A 22,121-nucleotide genomic window follows, 5' to 3' on the forward strand; every position below is an offset into this window, starting at 1 on the left:
ACGAGCCGCGTTGCTGGGGCCGGCACTATGGCGAAGACAGCGCCGGACCCCATCGATACGATGAGTCAAAAGCTGATACGAGCACGCCAGCCGGGCCGGGTTTGCAGGGCACGGTGTAATTGCACCGCGCTGGGGCGCAGGGCCGGGTCGAACGACAAGGCTTGGCGCAAGACCTGCCAGCAGCGCCGTGGCAGCAGGCCGGGAATACAGAGTGAATGCGCAAGCCCCGCTGCCCGGGCCTGATCGCCGGGCAGGCGGTCGTACGGGTGCTTGCCGCTGGCCAGCTCATAGATCAGGCATGCCGCCGCATACAGGTCCGATGCCTCGGATAGCGGCGCACCATCATGCAGTTCCGGCGCGGCATAGGCCGGTGTCCAGGCCTTGAACGTGTCGCGCCGCAGTTGCGGCAGGCCGGGCAGAACGCCAGGTTGCGCGTGTCCCAGACCAAAGTCGAACAAGCGTACCCCCGTCTCGCTGAGCATGACGTTGCTGGGTTTCAGGTCGCCGTGCAGCACGCCACGGGCATGGCTATGGGCCAGGGCTTCCAGCAAGGGCAACACCACCTCGAACAACTCCCGTAGCGGCAGACCGGTGGGACAATCGCAGAGCCAATGGTCCAGCGTGAGACCATGCATCAGCTCCATGGTGATGAAGGCACATGGACGCCGGGTGTCCACTTCAAAGCTGTAGCAGCGCACCACACCGGGATGGTGCAGGTGACGAGTCAGGGCAAATTCGCCGTACAGCAAAGCGGCCGCATCCGGCACGTGATCGAAGTCCTCACCGAGCAGCTTGATCGCGATATCCGGTGCCGGGTCGCCATATTGCTCATGCAGCAGATCGCGGGCACGCCATACCAGGCCCATGCCGCCCACCCCGAGCAACCGCTCCAGCCGATAGCGGCCGCACAGTACCTGAGGCTTATCGGATAGATGGATCATGAGCGCACCACCACGCCGGTGACGTTGTCTGCTGCCGGCCCCTGCAAGGCGCGCGTGAATAAAAACGCCACGGCGGCAGCCACTGTCGGCTGGCTCAAACCCTGGCCCAGCGTCTCACTGTCCAGTGCCTGGTACAAACCGTCACTGCACAACAGGTACGTGTCGCCCGGCTGCACTCGCCATTGCAGCAGCTCCAGTTGCAATAGGTGCCGGGCACCCACCGCGCGGGTCAGCGCATGGGCGTGCGAGTGGTCGCGGGTCAATTGATACAGGCGCTGCCGACGCCACAAATAGCAACGGCTATCGCCTGCCCAGCAACAGGCGCCTTGTTCGCCTTGCAGCAATAGCGCCACCAGCGTGCTGCCGATAATGCGCTGCGGCTGCCCATGGCTTTGGGTCAGCTCCAGGCACAACCGGCGATTCAGCGCCCGAATATGCTGGCGCAGTTGCGCCAGTTGCATGTCCAGACAGGGTTGGGCCGACAGCCCGGCCAGCGTGTCGACGATCAAGCGGCTGGCGATATGCCCACCGTGATGACCGCCCATACCATCGGCCACCGCCCATAGTCCGTGCTGCGGGGCGTCGAGAAAGGCATCTTCGTTGCGCGCACGCACCTTGCCACACTCGCTGCGCGCAGCGCTGCTCACCCCCTTGGCAAGCGGCATCATAGCTGCGCCGGCAGGCGAAAGCTGCGTAATGCACTGACGTCGAACGGGTTGGGCATGCGCTGGCTGGTCAACAGGTAATTGGCGCGCAGGCCGCCCAGGTCAGCTTTGAGCAGCAGCACATCACGTCCGCTCAGGGGTTCGATCTGCATCAGGTCCAGCAGTCGAAACAACGACCAGGGGCCGAGATTTTTCTCGATGCCGACCGGTCGTCCGACCAGCCGCTCGGCCACCAGACTGGCACCGCCCTGCCCGGTTTCATCAGGCCAGGTGAACGTCATTGGCACGATAGGGCCGTGGCGATACTCCAGCAAACGTTCGCCCAGACGAAACTCGGCGCGGTTGACAGCGCTGTCCAGGCTGTAGGGTTCGAGCTTGAAGCGCACCTGTGGCTGGCTCGGGTCTTCGGCAAAAAAGCCCTGCCGTATCACCTGCGCGGCGCTCATCTGGTCAAGCAGTACGCGGGACATCGGCAGGCTGTGACCATCGATGCTGCGCAGCCGGTAGCTGCCCGGATGACCGCTGACAAAGGCTTTCAGGTGTTGTTCGAAAAAGCTTTCGAGTACACCCTGGCTTTTGAAGAACTCACGAAAATCGTTGAGTGCCACATCGCTGGTGCTGTGTGCGTTGAACGGATAGCGCTGCGCGATAGCCTTGGCATAGAAGCCATGCAACTCGCTCTGGTAGCGTTGATTGAGGTGCTGATAGGCATTGCCAAGCACCAGCCGCCAGGCATCTTCGGCCATCACATTGAACCAGCCACTGACTGGACGTGGCAGGCGTGCAGCGCTATTGCGTAACTGGCTCAAGGCATCGCGCTGGCCACTCATGCGCGCTTTGGCCATGTCAAAAGCGAACTGCTCGGGCTGGCTGGCCCGCGCCAGACTTGCCAACTGCTGTTGCACGTCCTCCAGGCCTTGCAAGGCCACAGCCAGGTCGGCACTCGGCATGTCTTTTTCATCGAGCAAGCGGTGCAGCGGCTCAAAACGCAGTTGCATGGCCCGGCGTGCGTTGTCTGGCAAGGCAATGGCCGTGCTGGCTTTACTGGCCAGCGCGGTCGCTGCCTTGCCCGGCACAGCGGCCTTGTCGGCCGTGGGCTCAAGGGCTGTTTCGACCGCGTCCAGCGGTAACGGAAAACGGGTGTTTTCGCGAATCTGCAGCAGCAACTGCACCACCGGCGAGCTGGATGACAGCAATCCTGCGGCAAGGTCGGCGCCTTCGCCGGCATCACTGAACGGCATCAGCCCAAGGCGACCGACCGCTTCGCTCCAGTGAGTGGCGTAGTCACGAAAGTACAGTTGCTCCAGCTCGACCAGCAACTGGCGCAGATCGCGACCGCTGATTTCACTGCCCTCGCCCAATACCCAGTTGTCGCGCAACAGTTCGTTGACCCTGGCCGTGCCCTGTACCGAGAAAAACTGACGGTAACCCTGGCGGGTATATAGCCCCGGAATCGCCTGATCGGCACCGACAAATAATTCGCGCTGCGGCCCCAGATGCTGACTGAGGCGATAATCCGGCAGGCTTCGAGCCTCTTCGCGCAGGGTGCGATAGACCACGCTTGCCAACGATTCACTGCGCAGCGTCTGGCGCGCCCGGGTCACCAGCGTGTCGTTGAGCGGCTGGCTGAACGACAGGCTCAGCAGTTGCTCGAAGTGCCGATTCAGGTCGTTCTGCACCTGATCATGCCCCGGATACAACCGCGACCACTCAGCGCCCAGCCAGTTTTCAAGCCACACCGAATCGCGGCGCGCTTGCAGGTTGAGCATCAGGTAAGCGCGCAGGTTGCCCAGCAAGGCCTGGCGGTCATGCAGGCTGGCGGCGATTCGGGCTTCGAGCAACTGCGCGACATCGGGCAGCAGGTGGGTGAGCAGTTCACGCTCATAAACCTCGCGCAGCACCGGCTGGCTGAGCGTGCCCTGATACAACCCGCTGCGCTCGTGCCAGGCGACTTTGCCTGCAGCCGGGAATACCTGACTGGCCTGCGCGCTGATCTCCAGCACCTTGAGCAAGGTCATGGCGTCATCGCCGGGATGGAGGGTCTTGTGTTGCTGCTGCCAGTTGCCGGCCAGTGTCCGCAGCGTTTCCAGGCGCTCATGGTTGGCGGAAAAACCGCTGGTCCACAGCACACCACCCAGTACCAGAGTGGCCAGCCCGCCGACCAACAGCGTGCGCTGGCCCCAGTGAATGCGCCGCCGCTCGCGAGGGTCCAGGTCCACCAGACCCGCTTCCGGAAAAATCACTTTGCTGAACAGGTCGTGGATAAAACGCGTACGCGCATTGAAATCTGGGGTCGTGCGGGCCTGCTCTGGACTCTGCGCCTGAGCATTGACCCGCGGGTGCTCGGGATGCGGCACCGAGGTCAGGTAAAAGCCGCGTAACAGGGGGCTACGCTGGTAAAGATGCTGATCGAACACGGTGTCGATCATCTGGCATAAACGTTCGCCCGACATACCCAACTGATGCGGAAAATCGAGAATCAGGCTGCGCCTGGCGGTGTCGCGCTCCTGGTGCAGGCGACCGATGAGCTGGCTGTCGAGGTGGCGCAGCAGCGCGTCGAACTCCTGACGAACGACACCGGGTTCGCTGGCCGGTTTTTCCCGACTGAAGCTGGCACCGAGCACCTGGCGATTCTGCTCAAGGCTCAGGGCATCGAAGAACGCGTCGAACCCCGGCAGGTGGTCGGCCTGGCTGAGGATCAGGTACACCGGCACCTGAACATGCAGCACTCGATTCAGCTCTTGCAGGCGACTACGCAGGTGCTCGGCCAGTGCCAGGCGCTCCACGTCTTTGCCTTCAAGCAGCAACGGCACAGGAATGCTGACCAGCACACCGTTGAGCGGCAACGTCCGGCGACGTTTGCGCAACAAGCCTAACAGAGTTGTCCAGGCATGCCCGTCGGGGGCTGCATCGGGCGGGTTCAGATAGCGGCCGGCGGTGTCGAGCAAGACCCCTTGCTCGGCAAAATACCAGTCACACAGCTCGGTGGGCCGGTGCGTGCCAGGGGATACCCGGTCAGGTCGGTTGAGCGGAAACTCCACGCCCGAGCACTCCAGCAGGCTGGTCTTGCCACTGCCCGGCGGGCCGATCAGCAAATACCAAGGCAGTTCTTCACGCACCCGTTGGGGCTGATCGCGATACAGCCCAGAGGTGGCAAGCGTGCGCAGCGCTTCATTGAAACGGGTGTGCAGGCTTTTGGATTCAGCGTCCAGACGCTGATCATGCTCCGCCTGAGCGTGGTTATCCGGATTTTTGTCGCGGTCCTGCTGCTGGCGGTTTGCACGCCAGCCGGTAAAGACCATGCTCAGTCCCCATAGCAAAAACAGCACGCTGAGGGTGGTCAGCCGCGCCGCCACCTCGGCCCAGGGGCGCAGGTCGTTGATGGCCAGCATCGGCCCGATCCACCACACCAGTGCCGCAACGCCCAGCACCAGTGCCAGGCTCCAGGCCCAGGTCTGGCCCAATAGCGATAAGGTTTTTGTCAAAAATGCTTTCATCGAAGGTGTCTCACGAGCGGGTCGGGATCAGGCTCGTTTCGAGCTGCTGCCAGGGTTGCAGAACGGCCTGGCGCTGTTCGCCGAGCACCCAGGCAAAGCCCGAATACATCATCGTCAGGCCGACCAGGGTAAACAGCAGCACCAGCCACCAAGGCACTATGTTTGGCGCTGCACGACGCGGGTCGTCCAGGCCTTGCCAGCGCGGCGACAACTCACTGCTGGGGTCGCCGCGCAACTGACGAATTTGTCGGTACAGCGCATCGCGAATCGCTTCAAGCTCCGCAGAACCGTGCTTGCCGCGCCGATGCTTGCCTTCGAAACCCAGTGCCAGGCACAGGTAGATCAGCTCCAGAAGCGATAAATGCCGCACCGGATTTTTCGACAGTTGCTCAAGCAGGCTGAAGACCTTCTCGCCACCAAAGGTTTCGTTGTGAAAGTGACTCAGCAAACTGTTTTTCGCCCAGTTGCTCTGCTCCCCCCAAGAGGTGGTCACCACCGTTTCATCGAGCACGGTGCACAGCACATAACGCGCGATACCGACCTGATCGCTGTCGATACCGCCGCGCAGGGCCTGGTGCTCGAATTGGCGAACCTGCTCGCACAACTGTCTGTTGAGCGTGTCGATGGTCTGCCCGTCTGACTGGTATTTGATCTGCCGAAGGCTCGACAACAACGGTGATGCGGCAGCTACCAGCACATTCAGGCTCAGGCTGAAGTGTTGCGTGCGCGGCACCCGGGCGGCATACACCATGCGCTCTTCGATCAGGCCAAAACGCGGTGAATCACTGGCATCGGTCAGCGGCGCCTGGGCCGGGCCCGCACCTGCATGGTCGAGCAGGACGGTCAGGTCGTCCTGGGGTTGAAGATCTTGTTTGCTCATGTCGTTCAGTTCCTGATCGCCCAGAAGGTCAGTTCCAGCCCTGCGAAATCGCCGGCCAGGTGGAAAGCAAAACCGCCAGAACGCTCAAGCACCGCCAAATCGTCGGCCGCAGGTTCCAGAATGAAATAGGTTTTGTTGGCGTGGAACGGGATCTGCCGGGGCGCCACGGGCAAGGGTTTGAGGCGGATACCCGGCAGGTGCAGGTTGACCAGATCGCGAATGTGTTCCACGGCGCCCGCCTTCAGGTGGGCCGGCAAACGCTGGCGCAGCTCTTCGGCATCGCAGTGGGCACTGACCGCCAGCACGAAACTGCAGGACGCCAGCAGCGTGTGGTCATGCAGCGTCGCCACCCGCACGCCGTACTGACGCAGTTCCAGCGGCAACTCGATGGCATGCTGCTCAAGCACCATCGACAGCACCTGGCGGATCGCATCCATCAACGGCCGCAAGCTCGCACCCTGGTCGTTGTGCTGGTAAACACAGGTCAAACCGGGACGTTTGCTGTCACTGGCGAAGGTTGCCAGTTCACCCAGCAGGCCCAGCAACAGACGATACAACGCCTCGGGGTGGACCTGCTCCTGGCCCAGGCAGTGGCGCAACAGCAACTCGTTGCGATTGATCAGTTGCAACATCATGAAATCACCGATCTGCGCGCTGCCCACCGTACCGCTGGAGCGAATCCGACCGGCAATGGTGTCGCCGCGATGCGCCAGCAGGCTGATGACCTCCTTGAGGCACGAGAGCATCCAGACACAGGATTTGACGTGCACAAAGCTCGGCACGAACTCCGCTGCCAGGGTAATGGCCCCGCCGGCACTGGTTTCCTGCACCTGGCACAATTTGAGCCTGACCCAGGCCTGATCCCCCGATTGTTCACCCAACATCAGGCGCAGGTCGGGCCGGGCGCAATTGACCTGGCTGCTGGCGTCTTCACCGGCATTGGAGTCGGCCACCTCGGTCTGGTACACCGTGTAGCGCGCCAGCACCTCGGCCTGATCAGGGCGCCGGGCCTCGATATGGTTGCCGGTCACCAGCGGCAAGGCCAGGTACACCGCGGTGTTGGTGGTGTTGGGCGGCACATCCAGGCTCAAGGGCTCTGCTCTGCCCGCCAGATCGAACAGACTGCCGTCGGGCAACACGCCACGCGCCAGGCTGATCACCAGCTTGCCCATGTTAAGAAACTGCTCGTCGATTTCCAGGCTGACAAAGCCCCACTGATGCCCCCCGAGCATCAGGGTTCGGGTCTTGAGCTGGTGGTCGTAGTAGCGGTCGTTATGCTGCAAATGTTGAGGGCGCAGCAACATGCCTTCTTGCCATATAACCTTGTGCGCGTTCATCGCGTGCCCTCCTCACCGGCCAGCGACGTGCGGCTTGGGCGAATACCGTCCTGGTCCAGGGTCAGGTCGAGGTGCGTGCGCTCACCGCTGTCGACGCTCAGCACATGCCGCCAGCGCGTCTCGTTGAGGTCGCGATAGGCCGCCAGTACACCGACATAGCGGCCCTGCCCGACACTGAGCTTGAGCGTTCGGCTTTCACCGGGGCGCAGTTCCAGTTCTTCGCTGACAATCAGGTCCGGGGTCAGGGTGTCGCGGGCACGCTCGTAAAGGCTGAAGAAATCGGCGGTCTCGAACGCCACCGGGTGGCGCAGCTCGAACAGGCGCACTACGATCGGCGAAGGACGGCCGTGCAGGTCCGGGTTGAGCCGGTCGCTGGCGGTCAGAGTCAGGTCCAGCTTGGTCAGGCTGGAATACGGCGACAGCGCGGAGCAGCCGACCAGCATCAGCAACGCGGCGCAGACGACTATCAGCGGCGACCGCAGGTTTATGAAACGGGGCATGCGGGTCATCCCTGAAGTGGGGTTTGAAGAGGGCTGATCAGGCGAACCTGTTCGGCGTAGGCTCGGGCGAAATCGCGTGCCAACAGCCGTTCGGTCCAGTCATCGTCGCGGCACAGTCTCTGGTGATGACGCACATAAGCGCGCCAGCGGCGGCCATCGGTGGTCAGCCACGAGGGGTTATCACGCTCCATCCGCTCGATCATGCGTTGCGGCGCGACCTGCTCCAGAGCACTGCGCAAGACCGTGCGGCTGGCGTTGAGCAACGCCACCTGATGCGCTTGCAGGGTGTGTATGGCCTGGCTGACCGCCGCTTGCGCAGCATCAGGTTGCCCGGCCGAGCCCTGGCGGCGCAGCAATGCCAGCAAGCCGGCACCGTCCAGATCGTGCTTGAGAGGGTTTTGGCCTCCTGTAAAGGCGTCGCTCATGCCCAGACGCAGCTCGTTTTTCAGCTCGCTGCGAATGCGCAAACTGTGCTGCAAGCCTTCCAGGCTCTGGCGTAACAGCGCCGCTGCACTGAGAGCCAGTGGCTCGCGCTCAGCCGGTGCCAGATCCTCGAATGGCACACCCAGGGCGGCGGCAAAGCCCTGCCAGAACGCTTCGTCGGGCGTGCCGATTTGCGCCGTTGTCGGCAACTCGGCCACGGCGGGCGCTTCAGCGATCAGCCGCGGTACGGTCAGGTTTTCCGTGTCGATACCGGCACCGTCAAGGGCCGAAGGCGGCGCTGGCAGGCGCGCCGTATTGGTCGCCAGCAGGCTGCTCAGCAAGTCGGGTTCGCCTTCCAGTAATGCTTCGAGCGGGCCGAGTTCAAGAAAGGCGTTGTCGGGAATCACGCTACCGGCCGCCGCTGGCTCGCCCAGCGGTACGTCGAAGCGCTGCAGTGCGCGCTCCAGCCTGGCATGAACACGCAGGTGACCGAACAGCCAGCAACTGCCGTGCTCGATCGGTTGCGCCACGCCCTTGGGCAAGCGCTCGCCAGTCAGGCCATCGTGCGTCCCGTTACGGCTGGTATCGGTCAGCAAAAACCTGCCGTCCTCGTAACTGATCAGCGCATGGTGCTTCGACACATGACATTGCGGATCGGCCAGTACCCAGTCGCACGCCTGATGACGACCAATCACTCCGCCGTGCTCGACGAAGCGCTTGCCGGGGGTTTTTACCCACTCGCGCTGCCTGGGGTCACGAATTTCCAGAATCAGTTGCATGCTGCTCCTTGGGCTTACAGGCCGCGTTTGAGTGCCTGGGCATCACCCAGAGGGCGATACTCGTTGTCGTCGAAGGTGTAATTGCCGCTACAGCCGGCCAGGCCTGCAAAAACGGCCAGGAGCAACAGTGCCGCGTGCCAATGGCGTACAGACATCGGGGGGGATTCCTTTTAAAGAAAAATGAGGGGCAGCACCGCTAGCCGCAGCCTTGGCCTGCCTGAATGTTCAGGCGTTGCAAGCGATACAGCAGCGTGCGCCGGGCCACCCCTAGTTCGCGGGCTGTCAGGGTGCGGTTACCGCCGTTGTTGTTGAGGCTTTCTATCAGCAAGGCACGCTCGACCTGCTCCATGCGTTCGCGCAGGACGGTCGAACCTGGCGCCGGTAGTGCGCCGGGGTGACGGGTAAAATGCTCGACCCGCAATTGCAGGCCTTCGCACAGCAGCACGGCACGCTCGACCAGCGCCTTGAGTTCGCGGACATTGCCAGGCAGTCCCAAGCCACTCAGGTAGGAGAGCGCGCCGGCCGACCACTGTGCGGGCGGGCGCTGCAGGCCGGCACTGGCCTGGGCGGCAAAGTGCCGGGCCAGGTGCGCGATGTCGCCTTCGCGGTGACGCAAAGCCGGCAAGTGCATGGGAAACTGCGCCAGCCGGTAATACAGGTCTTCACGAAAACGCCCGGTGCTGACCCGCTTGCGCAGGTCACGGTGGGTCGCGGCGATGATTCGCACATCGATACGGTGCGCGGTGTTAGCGCCCAGCGGACGAATTTCACCTTCCTGCAACACCCGCAGCAGCTTGGCCTGCAACACCATCGGCATGTCACCGATTTCGTCGAGCAACAGGGTGCCGCCGTTGGCGGTATCGAACAGCCCGGCACGGTCTCTGACCGCACCGGTAAAAGCACCTTTACGGTAACCGAACAGCTCGCTCTCCAGCAGGGTTTCCGGGAAGGCGGCGCAGTTTTGCACCACAAATGGCCGACCCTGCCGTGGCCCATGATCATGGATGGCCCGCGCCACGACTTCTTTGCCAGTACCGGTTTCACCTTCGAGCAGCACCGTGCAAGCACTGTTGCGCACCTTGCCGATCAACTGGCGGGTTTGCTCGATGGCCGGGCTGCAACCGATCAGTCCATAGCCTTGAACTGCTGGCAATGCACCGCCAGCCGCCAGCGTCTCACTCGGTGCCCGCCCGTGTTGCAGCAGGTCCAGGCGTGCCAGCATCAAGGCGCCCAATTGCTCCAGCGGCCCGGCCAGCGCCTGAAGTTCGCGGCGCTGGTGGGTGGCACACAGCAGCAAACCCGTTACGCGCAAACCGCTGTTGTGCAGCGGCACGCACAGCAGCGATTGCCAGGGCTGCGCCGCGTCGGGCAAAAAGCCTGTGTCGTGCAGCGCAGAATCCAGGTCTGTCAGGCTCAAAGGACGGTTTTGCTGCAGCACAAACTGCAGCAACGGGCGCTCATGATCGTTCAGCGAGTGTCCCGGTTTTTCAAGAAGGGTATAGCCGCCAGTCAGCATTTGGGCCGCCATGTAAAGGCCGCAACCGGGCACGTCGAGCAAATACACTTGCGCCAGGTCACAGCCACTGACGGCCACCGCTGCACGCAGCAAGTCGTCACACAGGGTCTTTTTGCTGCTGCCACGCGCCAGTAGCACGCAATGGGCCAGTAATGCATCGGCTTGCTCGGCAAAAGTGTGCATATCAAGCAAACCCGCAGACGACACGGGCCTGATCGTCAAGACTAACGTGAACCGTGTCGAACGACTCACCCGTGGCCATGGCATCGAGCAAGCGGTCGACCAGTTGCGGCATCAATTGGTTGTCCAGGAGATGGTCGATAAAGCGCGCGCCACCCGGGCTCTGCTGGCAACTGTCGGCCAGGTGTTCGACCAGTGGCGGTGCATAGCTGAGCGTCAATTGGCGCAGACGCAGCCGCTCGCGCAGGCGTTCTAGCTTGAGGGTCACCAGCTCTGCCAATACCGGCCCGCTGACCGGGTAGTACGGCACCACCTGCATGCGCGCCAGCAGTGCCGGACGAAAATGCCGGCTCAACAAGGGTCGTATGTACGCTTCGAGCTCCTGCGGTTCGGGTCGTGCCCCCTGGGCGCACAGGGTCTCGATCTGCTCGCTGGCCAGGTTGGATGTCAGCACGATCAAGGTGTTACGAAAGTCGATTTCGCGCCCTTCGCCATCATTGGCGATGCCCTTGTCGAAGACCTGATAGAACAGGTTCAGCACATCCGGGTCGGCTTTTTCGACCTCATCGAGCAGCACCACCGAATAAGGCTTCTGCCTGACGGCCTCGGTCAGCATGCCGCCTTCGCCATAACCTACATAACCCGGCGGCGAACCGATCAACCTCGACAGGCTGTGCTTTTCCTGAAACTCGGACATGTTGATGGTGGTCAGAAAGCGCTCGCCGCCATACAACAGGTCGGCCAGTACCCGTGCGGTTTCGGTCTTGCCTACCCCGCTGGGTCCGACCAGCAGAAACACCCCGACCGGGGCATCGGCGCGATTGAGCCCGGCCGCCGCCGCGCGTACTGCCCGATCCAGGGCCTGCACCGCCTGCTGTTGACCTCGAATACGCGCTTGCAGGTCAGTGGCGAAGCTGATTATCCGGCTGCTGTGCTCGCGGGCCAGTTGCGCCACCGGCACACCGGTCCACGCCGCAACCACTTCGGCCACCAGCCGTGGGCAAACTTCAAAACTGACCAGCCGCTGCACCGCCTGGGCTTGCTCCAGGGCACGCCGGGTTTCGCTTGACTCGGCCTCAAGACTGACCACATCCAGTACTGGCACAGTCTCTGGCTCAAGCATCTGCGAGGGGCGCAACTGCGCCAGTTGAGTGCGCAGTTCAAGCAGGCGCTCGGCCAGAGCACGCTGGATGTGCCATTCGGTCTCCAGGGTGTCGAGCTCGCGTTCGACATCGATCAGACGCGCCTGCAACGCCGCCATGACGCCGGTGTCGATGCTCAGGCCCGATTGTTCGTCACGACTCAAGGCCTGTAACTGACGATGACCTTCGACACGTTCGCCACGCAATCGCTCCAGGCTCTGCGGCGCGCTGGCCAGACTGATACGCACCCGCGCACAGGCGGTGTCGAGTACATCGACGGCCTTGTCGGGCAACTGGCGGCCGGACAAGTAACGGGCCGACAGTTCAGCGGCCGCCACCAAGGCATCATCGCGCACATAAATGCCGTGGCTTTGCTCGTAGACCTGCGACAGGCCACGCAGAATGGTCACGGCCTGTGTCACGCTGGGCTCATGCACCTGCACCGGCTGGAAACGCCGTGCCAGGGCCGCGTCTTTCTCGAAGTATTTCTTGTACTCGGCCCAGGTGGTCGCCGCGATGGTACGCAGTTCACCACGGGCCAGCGCCGGCTTGAGCAGGTTGGCCGCATCCGAACCACCGGTATTGCCGCCGGCGCCGATCAAGGTGTGGGCCTCATCGATAAACAGAATCACCGGCTGTGGCGCGGCCTTGACCTCGTCGATGACACCCGTCAGGCGCCGCTCGAACTCGCCCTTGACGCTGGCACCGGCCTGCAACAGGCCAAGGTCCAGGCTCAACACGCGCACATCCTTCAGCACTGGCGGCACCTCGCCGGCGGCAATACGCAGGGCCAGACCCTCGACCAAGGCGGTCTTGCCGACCCCGGCCTCGCCGACCACGATGGGGTTGTTCTTGCGGCGCCGGGCAAGGATGTCGATCATCTGGCCGATTTCACTGTCGCGGCACAATACCGGGTCAATGCGGCCTGCGCGGGCCTGTTCAGTGAGGTCGTGGGTGAAGCGCAGCAACATCGACTCATCGCCGCGTGCAGGCGGTGACGCTGCGGGGTCCCTGTGCCGCGACAGGGCAAAGTCCTTGAGGCGTTCGATGTTCATCTGTGCCAGCAAGGGCTGGTAGCGGCTGCCGGCATGGCCCAGCGGGTTACGCAGCAAGGCCAGCAGCAAGGCAGCCTCCCCCACCCAGGCCTGGCCCAGGTCGAGGTTGGCCGCCAACAGTGCTTCCTGCAGCCATTGCACCAGTTCCTGGGCGAACACCGGGTTACGTGAAGTGCTCTGCCCACCCAGCGGTTGCAGGGTGTTACGAAGCTGACCAGGGTCAATCCCGGCGTCGCGCAGCCCGCGTTCAAGCAAGCCTTCGGGACGCTCCAGCAGGCACAGCAGTAAATCCTCTACCAGCACCTGGCTGGCGCCACGAATCACGCAGCGCTCGGCACACGACTCAAGGTCGCGGCGGGTGTCGGCGTCCAGCGCCTGAATGAGTTTTTGCAAATCCAGATTGATCATGCGTGTACACCCTTTAATGAATCTTGCTGCCCAATGTCACCAGGCCGTCGGCCCGTTCGCGGCCCAGCCAGGTGGTCCAGCCCAGACGACATTCGTTGGCCGCGCCGATGCGCAGGTCGCGAATGTCTTCATGGCGAAGTTCCAGGCGCAGGTCGTAATCGAGCGGGTCGCGCAAGGTGAAGCGCACCAGCGCGCACAACGGTTGGTAACCCGAGCCGATGGGTAAAAAGTCGTGGAAGCGCTGCCAGTCCAGCTGGCAGACATGAATGCGGAATTTGCCGCTGCAATCGTGAACCCGCGCGCCCAGCACCAGGTCCTCGCCCAACTGGCTGTTGCCCAGCCCCAGACGGTTGCGTTGCTCGTCGATAATCGTCACGCGCCGAGCAACGCATTGCTCGATGTACAGCCGTGCATGCTTGAAGTAGTAACGCAGCACCGCTTCGATCAGCGCCGCCGAATGGGCACGCAGGCTGAGCAGGCCCAGATAGGGCAGCAAGCGCTTCCAGTTCAGTGACTGCGACTGGCGGATGGTCTCGCCACCCAGGCCGATCAGGGCAAACAGCTGCCCGGAAAAGCGGTCCAGTGCACCCTTTTTGAAACTGGCCTGGTAGCGATAGCGCGACCAGATGGGCAGCAGCAGACGTTGCAAACGATGATGGAAAAGGTCGAGAAAGATCCGTGTCGGGTTGCCCTCCTCACTGTCGCCCAGTGCCTGTTCGGCATAGAATGCCGGCAACGGCGAGCTGGCACCCGCCAGACCGATCAGGTTAAGACGCAAGCGGGCGCGCAACTGGCCGTGCTCTTCGAAAAACTCCACCCGGTCGACATCGCTGCCCGGGAAGCCCAGGCTCGGGTTGACCTGAAATTCCAGCAGCTCATAAAGTGTTTCGTCATCCAGTTCAGGATGCCGGGTGCGCAACCGCTCGATGACCAGACGCACGGCCTGGAACAGCGAGTGCTCGCGAATGGTGCTGGCCAGCCTGCTCAAAGCAGGGGTTGCTGGCCCATGCGTGGCGTCCATCGGTAGACGTCTCCCTGTGTAGTTTCGGCCCGCAGTTCGTGGTAGGAATTGAGGCTGGCGTAGAGTGCGAAGAATTCGTTGAGGACCGAGCCAAACAGGAACAGGTCGCCGTCACCGTTGAAGTGGCGCGCGTCGATACCCAGCACCGTGCACACACCGCGCAGTGGCAAGCCGCGGTGCAGCCGGTCGACCTGCTCATGTCGCACCGACTGCAAGCCGCCAAGCAGGCGCTTGCTGACTTTTTCGGCGTGCGGGTCGTGGTAGCGCGGCAAGTCGTAGGTTTCCAGAATGACCTTGAGCGCCTCGACATTGGCCAGCGACAAATAGTTGAGCGACATGTTGCTGATCAGCTTCCAGAGAAACCCACGGTTCAGCGGCGGCGCATGGCTGGCAGTGGCCGGCACGATATTGCGAAACCTGGCGAACTCCGGTGTGCCCTCGCAGGACTGGTCGATTTCACCGACCTGCAAGCGGCGCGGCAGGTTCTGGTTGGTGCAGGTCAGTTCCAGCGACAGGGTGTCGCTGGCGTTGTCGTCAGCCGTTTCGCCAGGCTGGTGGTCGACACCGCCAAAGCTCATCCAGGTGTCCAGCCCGTCATGCACCAGCGAAGGTCGCTGGCGCAGGCTGTAATGCGGCTGACTGTCGGCGATATCGAAGCTGGGATCGTGCTCGAAGGACTCGAACGGCACATAGTTGCGATGGCCAAGGCCTGTGGAATTCCAGCCACTCACCGCGTCTACCGAAAACACCGCGCAGCCTTCAGGGCCTTGGTTGCCGGATAGCAGCAGGTATTCGTCCTGACGACCATCGACCCGGATCGGTATCGCGTCCTGCCTGAACAGGTTGACGATGGGCGTGCAGTACAGTTTGACGTTGTCCAGCGTCGGGCGCAGGCGCTGGATCTCTTTGCTGCGAAGATCGAAACGCAACTCAACCCCGCGCATGCTGCTCAGCACCGCCTCCGGCAGGCTGTTCAGCACCTGCAGGCCGTCGATGTCGAGAAACAGAAACTTGTCCTGAAAGGCAAAGTATTCCTGCACGAAGCGATAGCCACGAAAGGTGTTGAGCGGGTACGGAATCAATGCCTGATCTTCGGCAAAACCCACCGGCTGTACTTTCTGCGCGCTCAGCTTGAGCACCAATGCCTCGCCAGCGTCATCGGACAGTGGCGTGCCGTCTTCACCCAACGGCACCACGACGACATCAACCAGATGGCGCAACAGGCTCAGGTACAGCATCTGACTGATGTAGCGCTCGCCGGCCAAATGCAGGCGCAAGCGTTGCAGGCTCAATTGGCCGAAGTGCCCCGTGCAATTCATCTGCAGGTGCAGGCTGAGCAAAGCGCCTTCGCCCTTGACCGAAAAATTCAGTGCATGCAGTTCAAGCGGCAACAAATCGGTGTCGTAGCAGGTGCGAAAGCGGCAGCGCACCTCATCCACCGGACGGCTTTCCATGGGTGTGTCACGCGCCACACATTGCGCGGGACCGGCCTGTTGCAGCGGCTCGAACTGCACGATGCTGAACGAGGGCAATGGCCGCATGTAGTTGGGCCACAGCAAGTGCATGAGCGAGTGGGTCAGCTCGGGCAACTCGTCATCGAGCTTCTGACGCAACCGCCCGGTCAGAAAGGCGAAGCCTTCAAGCAGGCGCTCGACATCCGGATCGTGGCCTGTCTGGCCCAGATAGGGCGCCATGGCCGGATTACGCTCGGCAAAGCGCTGCCCCAGCTGGCGCAGCGCACTCAGCTCGCTTTGGTAGTAATGATTGAAAGACACAGCATTTCCCTATGGGTGAAAGCGCGAGGGCTTCATGACTCGATTCGTACCCGGCCACCGCCATCGAGGCTGGCGCGCAACCTCACCTGGCAGCGCACGCCCGGCACCTGCAACAGCCCTTCGATACTGAAAGCCAGTCGCAGCGGATCGTGATCGCGTGGCAGCGCCACGACCCGCACCCCGGACAGGCGCGGTTCGAAGGCGATGATGAAACGCTCGATGGCCTCGCGCGCCTGACTCAAGGCATCGTGCAGACTCATGCGCAGGTCATTGAGGTCCGGCAATCCATAGTCGGCCTGGATCTGCGCGCTGCCGGCACGGGTGCCAAGCATCTGTGACAGATGGCTGGTCACCGAGCGCAGGGCGCCGGCCTCACGGCTGAGGCCGGCGCGGCGGTCGGTTTCGCCCGCCAGGCGTTCAAAAAGACTGCCGTACCCGGTCATGAGCGTGCGGCCCTCACTCTTTATCCAGCTTGCCAACCAGCGACAGGGTGAAGTCGGCGCCCATGTACTTGAAATGCGGGCGCACATTGAGGCTTACCCGATACCAGCCAGGCTCGCCTTCGACATCACTGACCAGAATCTGCGCGGCGCGCAGCGGACGGCGGCCCCGTACTTCGGCGCTGGGGTTTTCCTGGTCGGCGATGTACTGGCGAATCCACTTGTTGAGTTCCAGCTCCAGGTCAGTGCGCTCTTTCCAGGAGCCCAGCTGCTCGCGCTGCAAGACCTTGAGGTAATGCGCCAGGCGGTTGACGATCATCATGTAGGGCAACTGGGTGCCGAGCTTGTAATTGAGCTCGGCGGTCTTGCCCTCGCTGCTGTTGCCGAAGAGTTTGGGCTTTTGCACCGAGCTTGCCGAGAAGAACGCGGCGTTGTCGCTGCCCTTGCGCATGGTCAGGGAAATGAAACCCTCTTCGGCCAGCTCGTATTCACGCCGGTCAGAAACCAGCACTTCGGTAGGAATCTTGGTCTCGATCTCGCCCATGCTCTGGAAATGGTGCAACGGCAGGTCTTCGAGTGCACCGCCGCTTTGCGGGCCGATAATGTTGGGACACCAGCGGAACCTGGCAAAACTCTCGGTCAGGCGGGTGGCGAAGGCATACGCGGTATTACCCCACAGGTAGTGCTCGTGGCTGCTGGCGACGTTCTCTTTGTAGACAAAGGACTTGACCGGGTTTTCTTCGGGGTCGTATGGGGTTCGCAGCAAAAAGCGCGGCAGGGTCAGGGCCAGATAACGGGCATCTTCGGACTGGCGCAGGCTTTGCCATTTGGCAAATTGCGGGCCATCGAAGTGATCCTTCAGGTCCTTGAGATCGGGCAGCCCGGTGAAGCTTTCAAGGCCAAAGAATCCGGGCGATGCGGCGGCGATAAACGGCGCGTGGGACATGCACGAGACGCTGGCCACGTACTGCATCAGCTTGACGTCCGGGGCACTCGGCGAGAGGTAGTAGTTGGCGATGATCGCCCCGACCGGCTGGCCACCAAACTGGCCGTATTCAGCGGTGTAGATATGTTTGTAGAGGCCCGACTGCATGACTTCGGGCGAATCCTCGAAGTCGTCGAGCAGGTCGTCGCGCGAAACGTTGAGTATCTCGATCTTGATGTTTTCGCGAAAATCGGTGCGCTCGACCAAAAGCTTCAGGCCGCGCCATGCCGACTCCAGGGCCTGGAAGTCCGGGTGATGCAGGACCTCGTCCATTTGCTGGCTGAGCCTGGCGTCGATCTCGGCGATCATGCGATCGACCAGGGCTTTCTTGACCGGCTCTGCACTGTTATGCGGTTTGAGCAGTTCTTCGATGAACGCCGACACGCCACGTCGGGCAATACCGTAGGCTTCGTCTTCGGGGTTCAGGCGGGTCTGGGCAATGATGCTGTCCAGAATACTGCCATGGCTATGATCAGGGCGATTCTGGCTTGCGGCTTGGGTGCTCATGGAATGGTTTTCCTCTGCAGATGGCTCAGGCGTCGGTGGACGCAGCGGCGGTCAGGCCCAACTCACTCAAGACCTGGGCACGGGACTGGTCGTCGGCCAGCGCCCCCTCGATGGCCTTGCGAAAGGCCGGTGCATTGCCCAGCGGCCCTTTGAGGGCCATCAGCGCGTCACGCAGTTCCATAAGCTTCTTGAGCTCGGGCACCTGCTCGACCAGGCTGGCCGGGTTGAAGTCTTTCATTGAGTTGAAGCGCAGAGCGATGGCCAGCTCTTCATTCGGGCTGCCGTCCTGCAGCCGGTTCGGCACGCTGAGGGTCATGCTCAGTTCCTGCTTGGCCAGAACTTCATCGAAGGTGTTCTTGTCGATGCCGATAGGCTTGCGGTCTTCGACCTTTCGCTCGTCTGCCCGGCGGGTGTAATCACCGATTGCCAGCAGCTTGAGCGGCAACTCTACTTCTTCCTGGGCACCGCCCGTGGCGGGCTTGAAAGTGACATTGATGCGTTCCTTGGGAGCTACCGAGCCGTCTTTGGCCATGGTGTTTTTTCCTGTACTGATGGCCCTTGGGCCTATTCGAGTACCACCTCAAGATCGAGATGGCACAACCTGCGATAAATCTCTTCCTTGCGTTCACGCACCGCGTGGTTTTGCGGCAGCAACTCGCAACAGCCATGCATCAGGCGCAGCACTTGCAGCAGCAGATCCGGCTCCCAGGCCTGCAGGCCCGTTTGCTGAAGCACCTGATCGAGGCTTTCAAGCTGGATACGGGCAAGTTCGTATTGCCTGGCCTCGAAACACAGTCGGGCCAGGCTTAACTGCCAGAAAAACCGGTTGCGCCCGCCCTGTGCGCTGTCCAGACCCGGCCTGAACTGCTGCACCGCAGCCTTCAGCCCGTCCTTGAGCAGGATTGGCATGACCGCTTGCAGAGCCTGTTCCCAGACCGGCACTGCCCCGGTCGCCGCAACCGGCGCGCTGGCCGGTGCTTGCAGATGGGTCAATACATGGCGGGTGATCCAGGCTCGGGTAGCGGGGTCGGCGAAGGGTGTACCATCGTGAAAGCGCAGTTCGATCAGGGTCGGCAGGCGTTGCAATAACAGCGCAAAGTGAAACTCGACCTCGCGCATGGCCTGCTCTGCGCCAAGCTGCTGCAGGCAATCCCAGACCATGCGCTGGCCGTCGAACCAGAACGGCGCACGAGCCAGGCTGGCGTCCAGCTCGACCAGCAGGTCGGCGTAATGGCCCGCCATAAAGCGCTCTTGATAGTTTTTCAGTTTGTCGGCCGGCAGGCCGCGCAAGGCTGTGATGCGCTCGGCATTGCGTTCAGGCAAGACTTCAATCGGCAGCCACAGCAGTGCCCGGTTCAGGCACAGGGCACGCAGGTCGGTGGCCTGTTGCTTGAGCCACCAGACGCACAATGGCCGGGCACTGTCCTGTAACAGGCGCAGGGCTTTCCGGGCATCCTTGTCGTTGTCGATCACGGCGACCGGCGCCAGCAACTGGCTGGCCACCTGGCGCACCTGATTGGCCACCGCCTCCACCACACCGGGTTGCGGCGAGTCGTCCTGCGCACGGCGGATCATGTTGGCCAGGCGTCGGCACAGCGGCAGCAGCAAGGGGGCGTTATCGTCCAAATGCTCGCTGAAGACCTTGTCCAGTGCTTCAAGCTGTTGCAGCAGGCGGCGAAACAGGGCGAGCTGATCCTTGATAGCGATGTTTTCGTTGAGCACCGGCTCCATGCGCGACAGCAACCAGTCGATGGCCGCTATCCGGGTGCGGGCCTTGTGCGGATGCAGTGCGGCCCAATGACGGGTGCATAAATGCAGGATCGCTCCCAGCCCGGCGACCAGGCCGGCAAAGGATTCGCGCTGGTACAACGCCCAGGCCATCCAGCCGGCCACGCGCAGGTCCTTGGACTGGCTGCGCAGCAGTGCTTCGCTGCCGTGCAGGACCTTGAGCCAGTCGACAGGGCTGCTTGCATGCAGGGAATGGCCCTTGACCAGCTCTTGCTCGAGCGCTTCGTACTCACTGGAAAAGCGCACGTCCTCACCCGTGAAGTGCTTATCACTGATGGCACATTGAGCTACTTCCAGGTAACGATCTGACAACTTTATTAGATGAGACATCCACAACCCTGCAGCAACTAACGTAGGACATAACCAACGCCGCGCAGGATATATCGATCACCCAAACTCCAGACAACTTATACGTAACCAAGAGTTACGCAAGCAAAAAAACCATAGAAATCATTCAACTGCAAAAAAATAAAACAATTTAATTCATGTCATCTACCCATCAGAAAACAACAAAAGCAAAAAAGTACATATAATCAACGCAAACTCAATACCCCATAACCTCCAAAGATTGTAGGAATATTCATCAATAGCTCCACAGATACCCTTACATCTTTTCACTTTTAATAAACGCGTTTACATCATCGGTTCAAGCTCAATCGTCATCATCTCACCGTGCCTGGCCAAGACAGTCAGATCGTACAACCGACAAACGGTCCTTTCTCTCACGCCTCATAAAATTCCCGATACAGACAGCTTCCTCCACTCACTCGCGCCTTGTGTCTTGGCACCATGGAACCCGCCATGTTGTACGACATCCTATGTTGTGCTTGACTAATCCCGCATCCGATTACAAAAACAAACGGAGACTTCCGCCATGGAAAATAGCCAATCTGTCGCAGATAAAAACGCTGCCGTTGCACAACCCCGCTTCAGACGCCTCACTAAACTGTTGGGCCCGGGCATCATTGCCGTACTGTCATGGTTGGGTGCCGGCGACTTGATCACCTCGTCGGTGGCGGGTGCCAACTATGGCTACGCCATGATGTGGGTACTGGCGGTCTCGCTGCTGTTGCGTTTCCTGATCGTCAACATCATTGCCCGCTTCCAGTTGTGCAATAACCAGGGCATGACCATCCTGCAGGGCTATGCGCAACTGCATCCGTTCTTTGCCTGGTTCATGCTCGGTTATGCCTTGCTGATGGGCCACCTGATCAACGCCTACATGATCAAGGGCGCTGGCGAAGCGCTGGCCATGCTGGTGCATGTCAATCAGCCGCTGTTGTGCTCGCTGCTGGTGGTGATTGCCGTGTGGCTGCTGGTGGGGCGCAATATCTACAGCATGATCGAGGGTGTGATGAAAGTCCTTCTGGCGATCATGACCCTGGCCTTCATGGCGCTGGCGATCATGTCCGGGCCGGATCTGGGCGGCATCGTCAAAGGCACCATCGGCTTCAGCATTCCGCCGGACCAGGGCGTACACGGTGCGCTGCTGGTGGCCGTTTCAGTGATTGGTGCAGTGGCCGGGTCCATCGCCAATTTCGTGCACCCGTATGTAATGCGCGAGAAAGGCTGGACCGGACCGGAGCACAAGCGCATGCAGCGTAACGACCTGCTGTTTGCGGTATTCGTCGGTATCGTCATCAACCTGGCGATCTGGGTGGTCGGCGTGGAGATTCTGCGTCCAAACGGTTTGCAGGTGCGTACCCTGGGCGATCTGGGCCAGGCGCTGGAGCTGTTCTTCGGTGCGGCCGGTTGGTACATCTTCTTCGTCGGTGTGTTCGCCACCCTGTTTGCCAGTATTGCCGGCAAGACCACGGCCTTTCCGATGCTGATCACCGATGCGTTCCAGCATATCCGCCCCGAGCGCCGCGAAAAGTATGGCAAGGAGTTTCACAAGGACCCGATGCACAAGTGGTTCATGCTGTTCATTCTGGTGACACCGATTGTCTGGTCGCTGCCGGGCATGCCGGACTTCGTGACCCTGACCCTGGGCGTCAATGCACTGAACATCGTGGGCCTGCCGATCATCTCGCTGGGCTTGCTGATCATGTCCAACCAGAAGTCGCTGCTGAGCAAGGAGTATCGCAATAACTGGTTCGAAAATATCGCCCTGACCTTCGCCACCGGCCTGGCGATCTGGGTTGCGTACCAGTTGGGCAGCGAACTGGTGGGCTAAGCCGTACCGATACACGCCCGTCCACTGCCTAAAACACCCCGCACGCGGGGTGTTTTCGCTAAAGATCCCGCCTCAGCGTCCGATACTGTCTGGTTAGCCTTTCAAT

At 61.6% G+C, this 22,121-nt stretch carries 17 protein-coding genes; 1 reads left to right on the plus strand and 16 read right to left on the minus strand.

Annotated elements, in window-relative coordinates; translation table 11 throughout:
- Positions 1-65: 65 nt before the first annotated feature.
- The 16 genes from ACYP2A_RS01865 to tssA are packed head-to-tail and all read right to left on the minus strand — an operon-like array spanning position 66 to position 20,169.
- A complete protein-coding gene (locus ACYP2A_RS01865; protein WP_459742294.1) occupies positions 66-1,001 on the minus strand; it encodes a serine/threonine-protein kinase in 936 nt (311 codons plus the stop codon).
- Positions 938-1,606: a PP2C family protein-serine/threonine phosphatase gene (locus ACYP2A_RS01870; protein WP_459742238.1), complete on the minus strand. Its 669-nt coding sequence runs from the start codon at positions 1,604-1,606 to the stop codon at positions 938-940. Before ACYP2A_RS01870 ends, ACYP2A_RS01865 begins: the two co-directional genes overlap by 64 nt.
- A complete protein-coding gene (gene tssM, locus ACYP2A_RS01875; RefSeq protein WP_459742240.1) occupies positions 1,606-5,103 on the minus strand; it encodes a type VI secretion system membrane subunit TssM in 3,498 nt (1,165 codons plus the stop codon). Before tssM ends, ACYP2A_RS01870 begins: the two co-directional genes overlap by 1 nt.
- Before the next feature lie 10 nt (positions 5,104-5,113).
- A complete protein-coding gene (icmH, locus tag ACYP2A_RS01880; RefSeq protein ID WP_459742242.1) occupies positions 5,114-5,983 on the minus strand; it encodes a type IVB secretion system protein IcmH/DotU in 870 nt (289 codons plus the stop codon).
- Between the two features lie 5 nt (positions 5,984-5,988).
- Positions 5,989-7,320 (minus strand): type VI secretion system baseplate subunit TssK, encoded by a 1,332-nt coding sequence (gene tssK / locus ACYP2A_RS01885; RefSeq protein ID WP_459742244.1) that lies wholly within the window; start codon positions 7,318-7,320, stop codon positions 5,989-5,991.
- Positions 7,317-7,820, minus strand: coding sequence for a type VI secretion system lipoprotein TssJ (gene tssJ, locus ACYP2A_RS01890; protein ID WP_459742246.1), 504 nt, complete (start codon positions 7,818-7,820; stop codon positions 7,317-7,319). The genes tssK and tssJ overlap by 4 nt, the downstream gene beginning before the upstream one ends.
- A gap of 5 nt (positions 7,821-7,825) precedes the next feature.
- Entirely contained in the window at positions 7,826-9,022 is a 1,197-nt protein-coding gene (tagH, locus tag ACYP2A_RS01895) for a type VI secretion system-associated FHA domain protein TagH (protein ID WP_459742248.1), read from the minus strand.
- 14 nt (positions 9,023-9,036) lie between these two features.
- A complete protein-coding gene (locus ACYP2A_RS01900; RefSeq protein ID WP_459742250.1) occupies positions 9,037-9,177 on the minus strand; it encodes a type VI secretion protein in 141 nt (46 codons plus the stop codon).
- Positions 9,178-9,218: 41 nt separating this feature from the next.
- Positions 9,219-10,721, minus strand: a complete 1,503-nt coding sequence (locus ACYP2A_RS01905; RefSeq protein WP_459742251.1) for a sigma 54-interacting transcriptional regulator — start codon at positions 10,719-10,721, stop codon at positions 9,219-9,221.
- 1 nt (position 10,722) lies between these two features.
- Positions 10,723-13,323: a type VI secretion system ATPase TssH gene (gene tssH, locus ACYP2A_RS01910; protein WP_459742253.1), complete on the minus strand. Its 2,601-nt coding sequence runs from the start codon at positions 13,321-13,323 to the stop codon at positions 10,723-10,725.
- A 13-nt stretch (positions 13,324-13,336) separates the two neighbouring features.
- Entirely contained in the window at positions 13,337-14,344 is a 1,008-nt protein-coding gene (gene tssG, locus ACYP2A_RS01915; protein ID WP_459742255.1) for a type VI secretion system baseplate subunit TssG, read from the minus strand.
- Complete coding sequence (gene tssF, locus ACYP2A_RS01920; RefSeq protein ID WP_459742257.1) at positions 14,308-16,119, minus strand: type VI secretion system baseplate subunit TssF; 1,812 nt, start codon at positions 16,117-16,119, stop codon at positions 14,308-14,310. The genes tssG and tssF overlap by 37 nt, the downstream gene beginning before the upstream one ends.
- A gap of 32 nt (positions 16,120-16,151) precedes the next feature.
- Positions 16,152-16,562 (minus strand): type VI secretion system baseplate subunit TssE, encoded by a 411-nt coding sequence (gene tssE, locus ACYP2A_RS01925; protein ID WP_459742259.1) that lies wholly within the window; start codon positions 16,560-16,562, stop codon positions 16,152-16,154.
- Positions 16,563-16,575: 13 nt separating this feature from the next.
- A complete protein-coding gene (gene tssC / locus ACYP2A_RS01930; protein ID WP_459742261.1) occupies positions 16,576-18,051 on the minus strand; it encodes a type VI secretion system contractile sheath large subunit in 1,476 nt (491 codons plus the stop codon).
- A 25-nt stretch (positions 18,052-18,076) separates the two neighbouring features.
- A complete protein-coding gene (tssB, locus tag ACYP2A_RS01935) occupies positions 18,077-18,583 on the minus strand; it encodes a type VI secretion system contractile sheath small subunit (RefSeq protein ID WP_459742263.1) in 507 nt (168 codons plus the stop codon).
- 32 nt (positions 18,584-18,615) lie between these two features.
- Positions 18,616-20,169 carry a type VI secretion system protein TssA gene (gene tssA, locus ACYP2A_RS01940; protein ID WP_459742265.1) on the minus strand — a complete coding sequence of 518 codons (1,554 nt, stop codon included), beginning with the start codon at positions 20,167-20,169 and terminating at the stop codon, positions 18,616-18,618.
- A gap of 544 nt (positions 20,170-20,713) precedes the next feature.
- Between tssA and ACYP2A_RS01945 the strand changes: the two genes are divergently transcribed.
- On the plus strand, positions 20,714-22,015 hold the full coding sequence (locus ACYP2A_RS01945; protein WP_459742266.1) for an Nramp family divalent metal transporter: 1,302 nt from the start codon (positions 20,714-20,716) through the stop codon (positions 22,013-22,015).
- Positions 22,016-22,121 lie beyond the last annotated feature (106 nt).

The organism is Pseudomonas sp. 3A(2025), assembly GCF_054589175.1.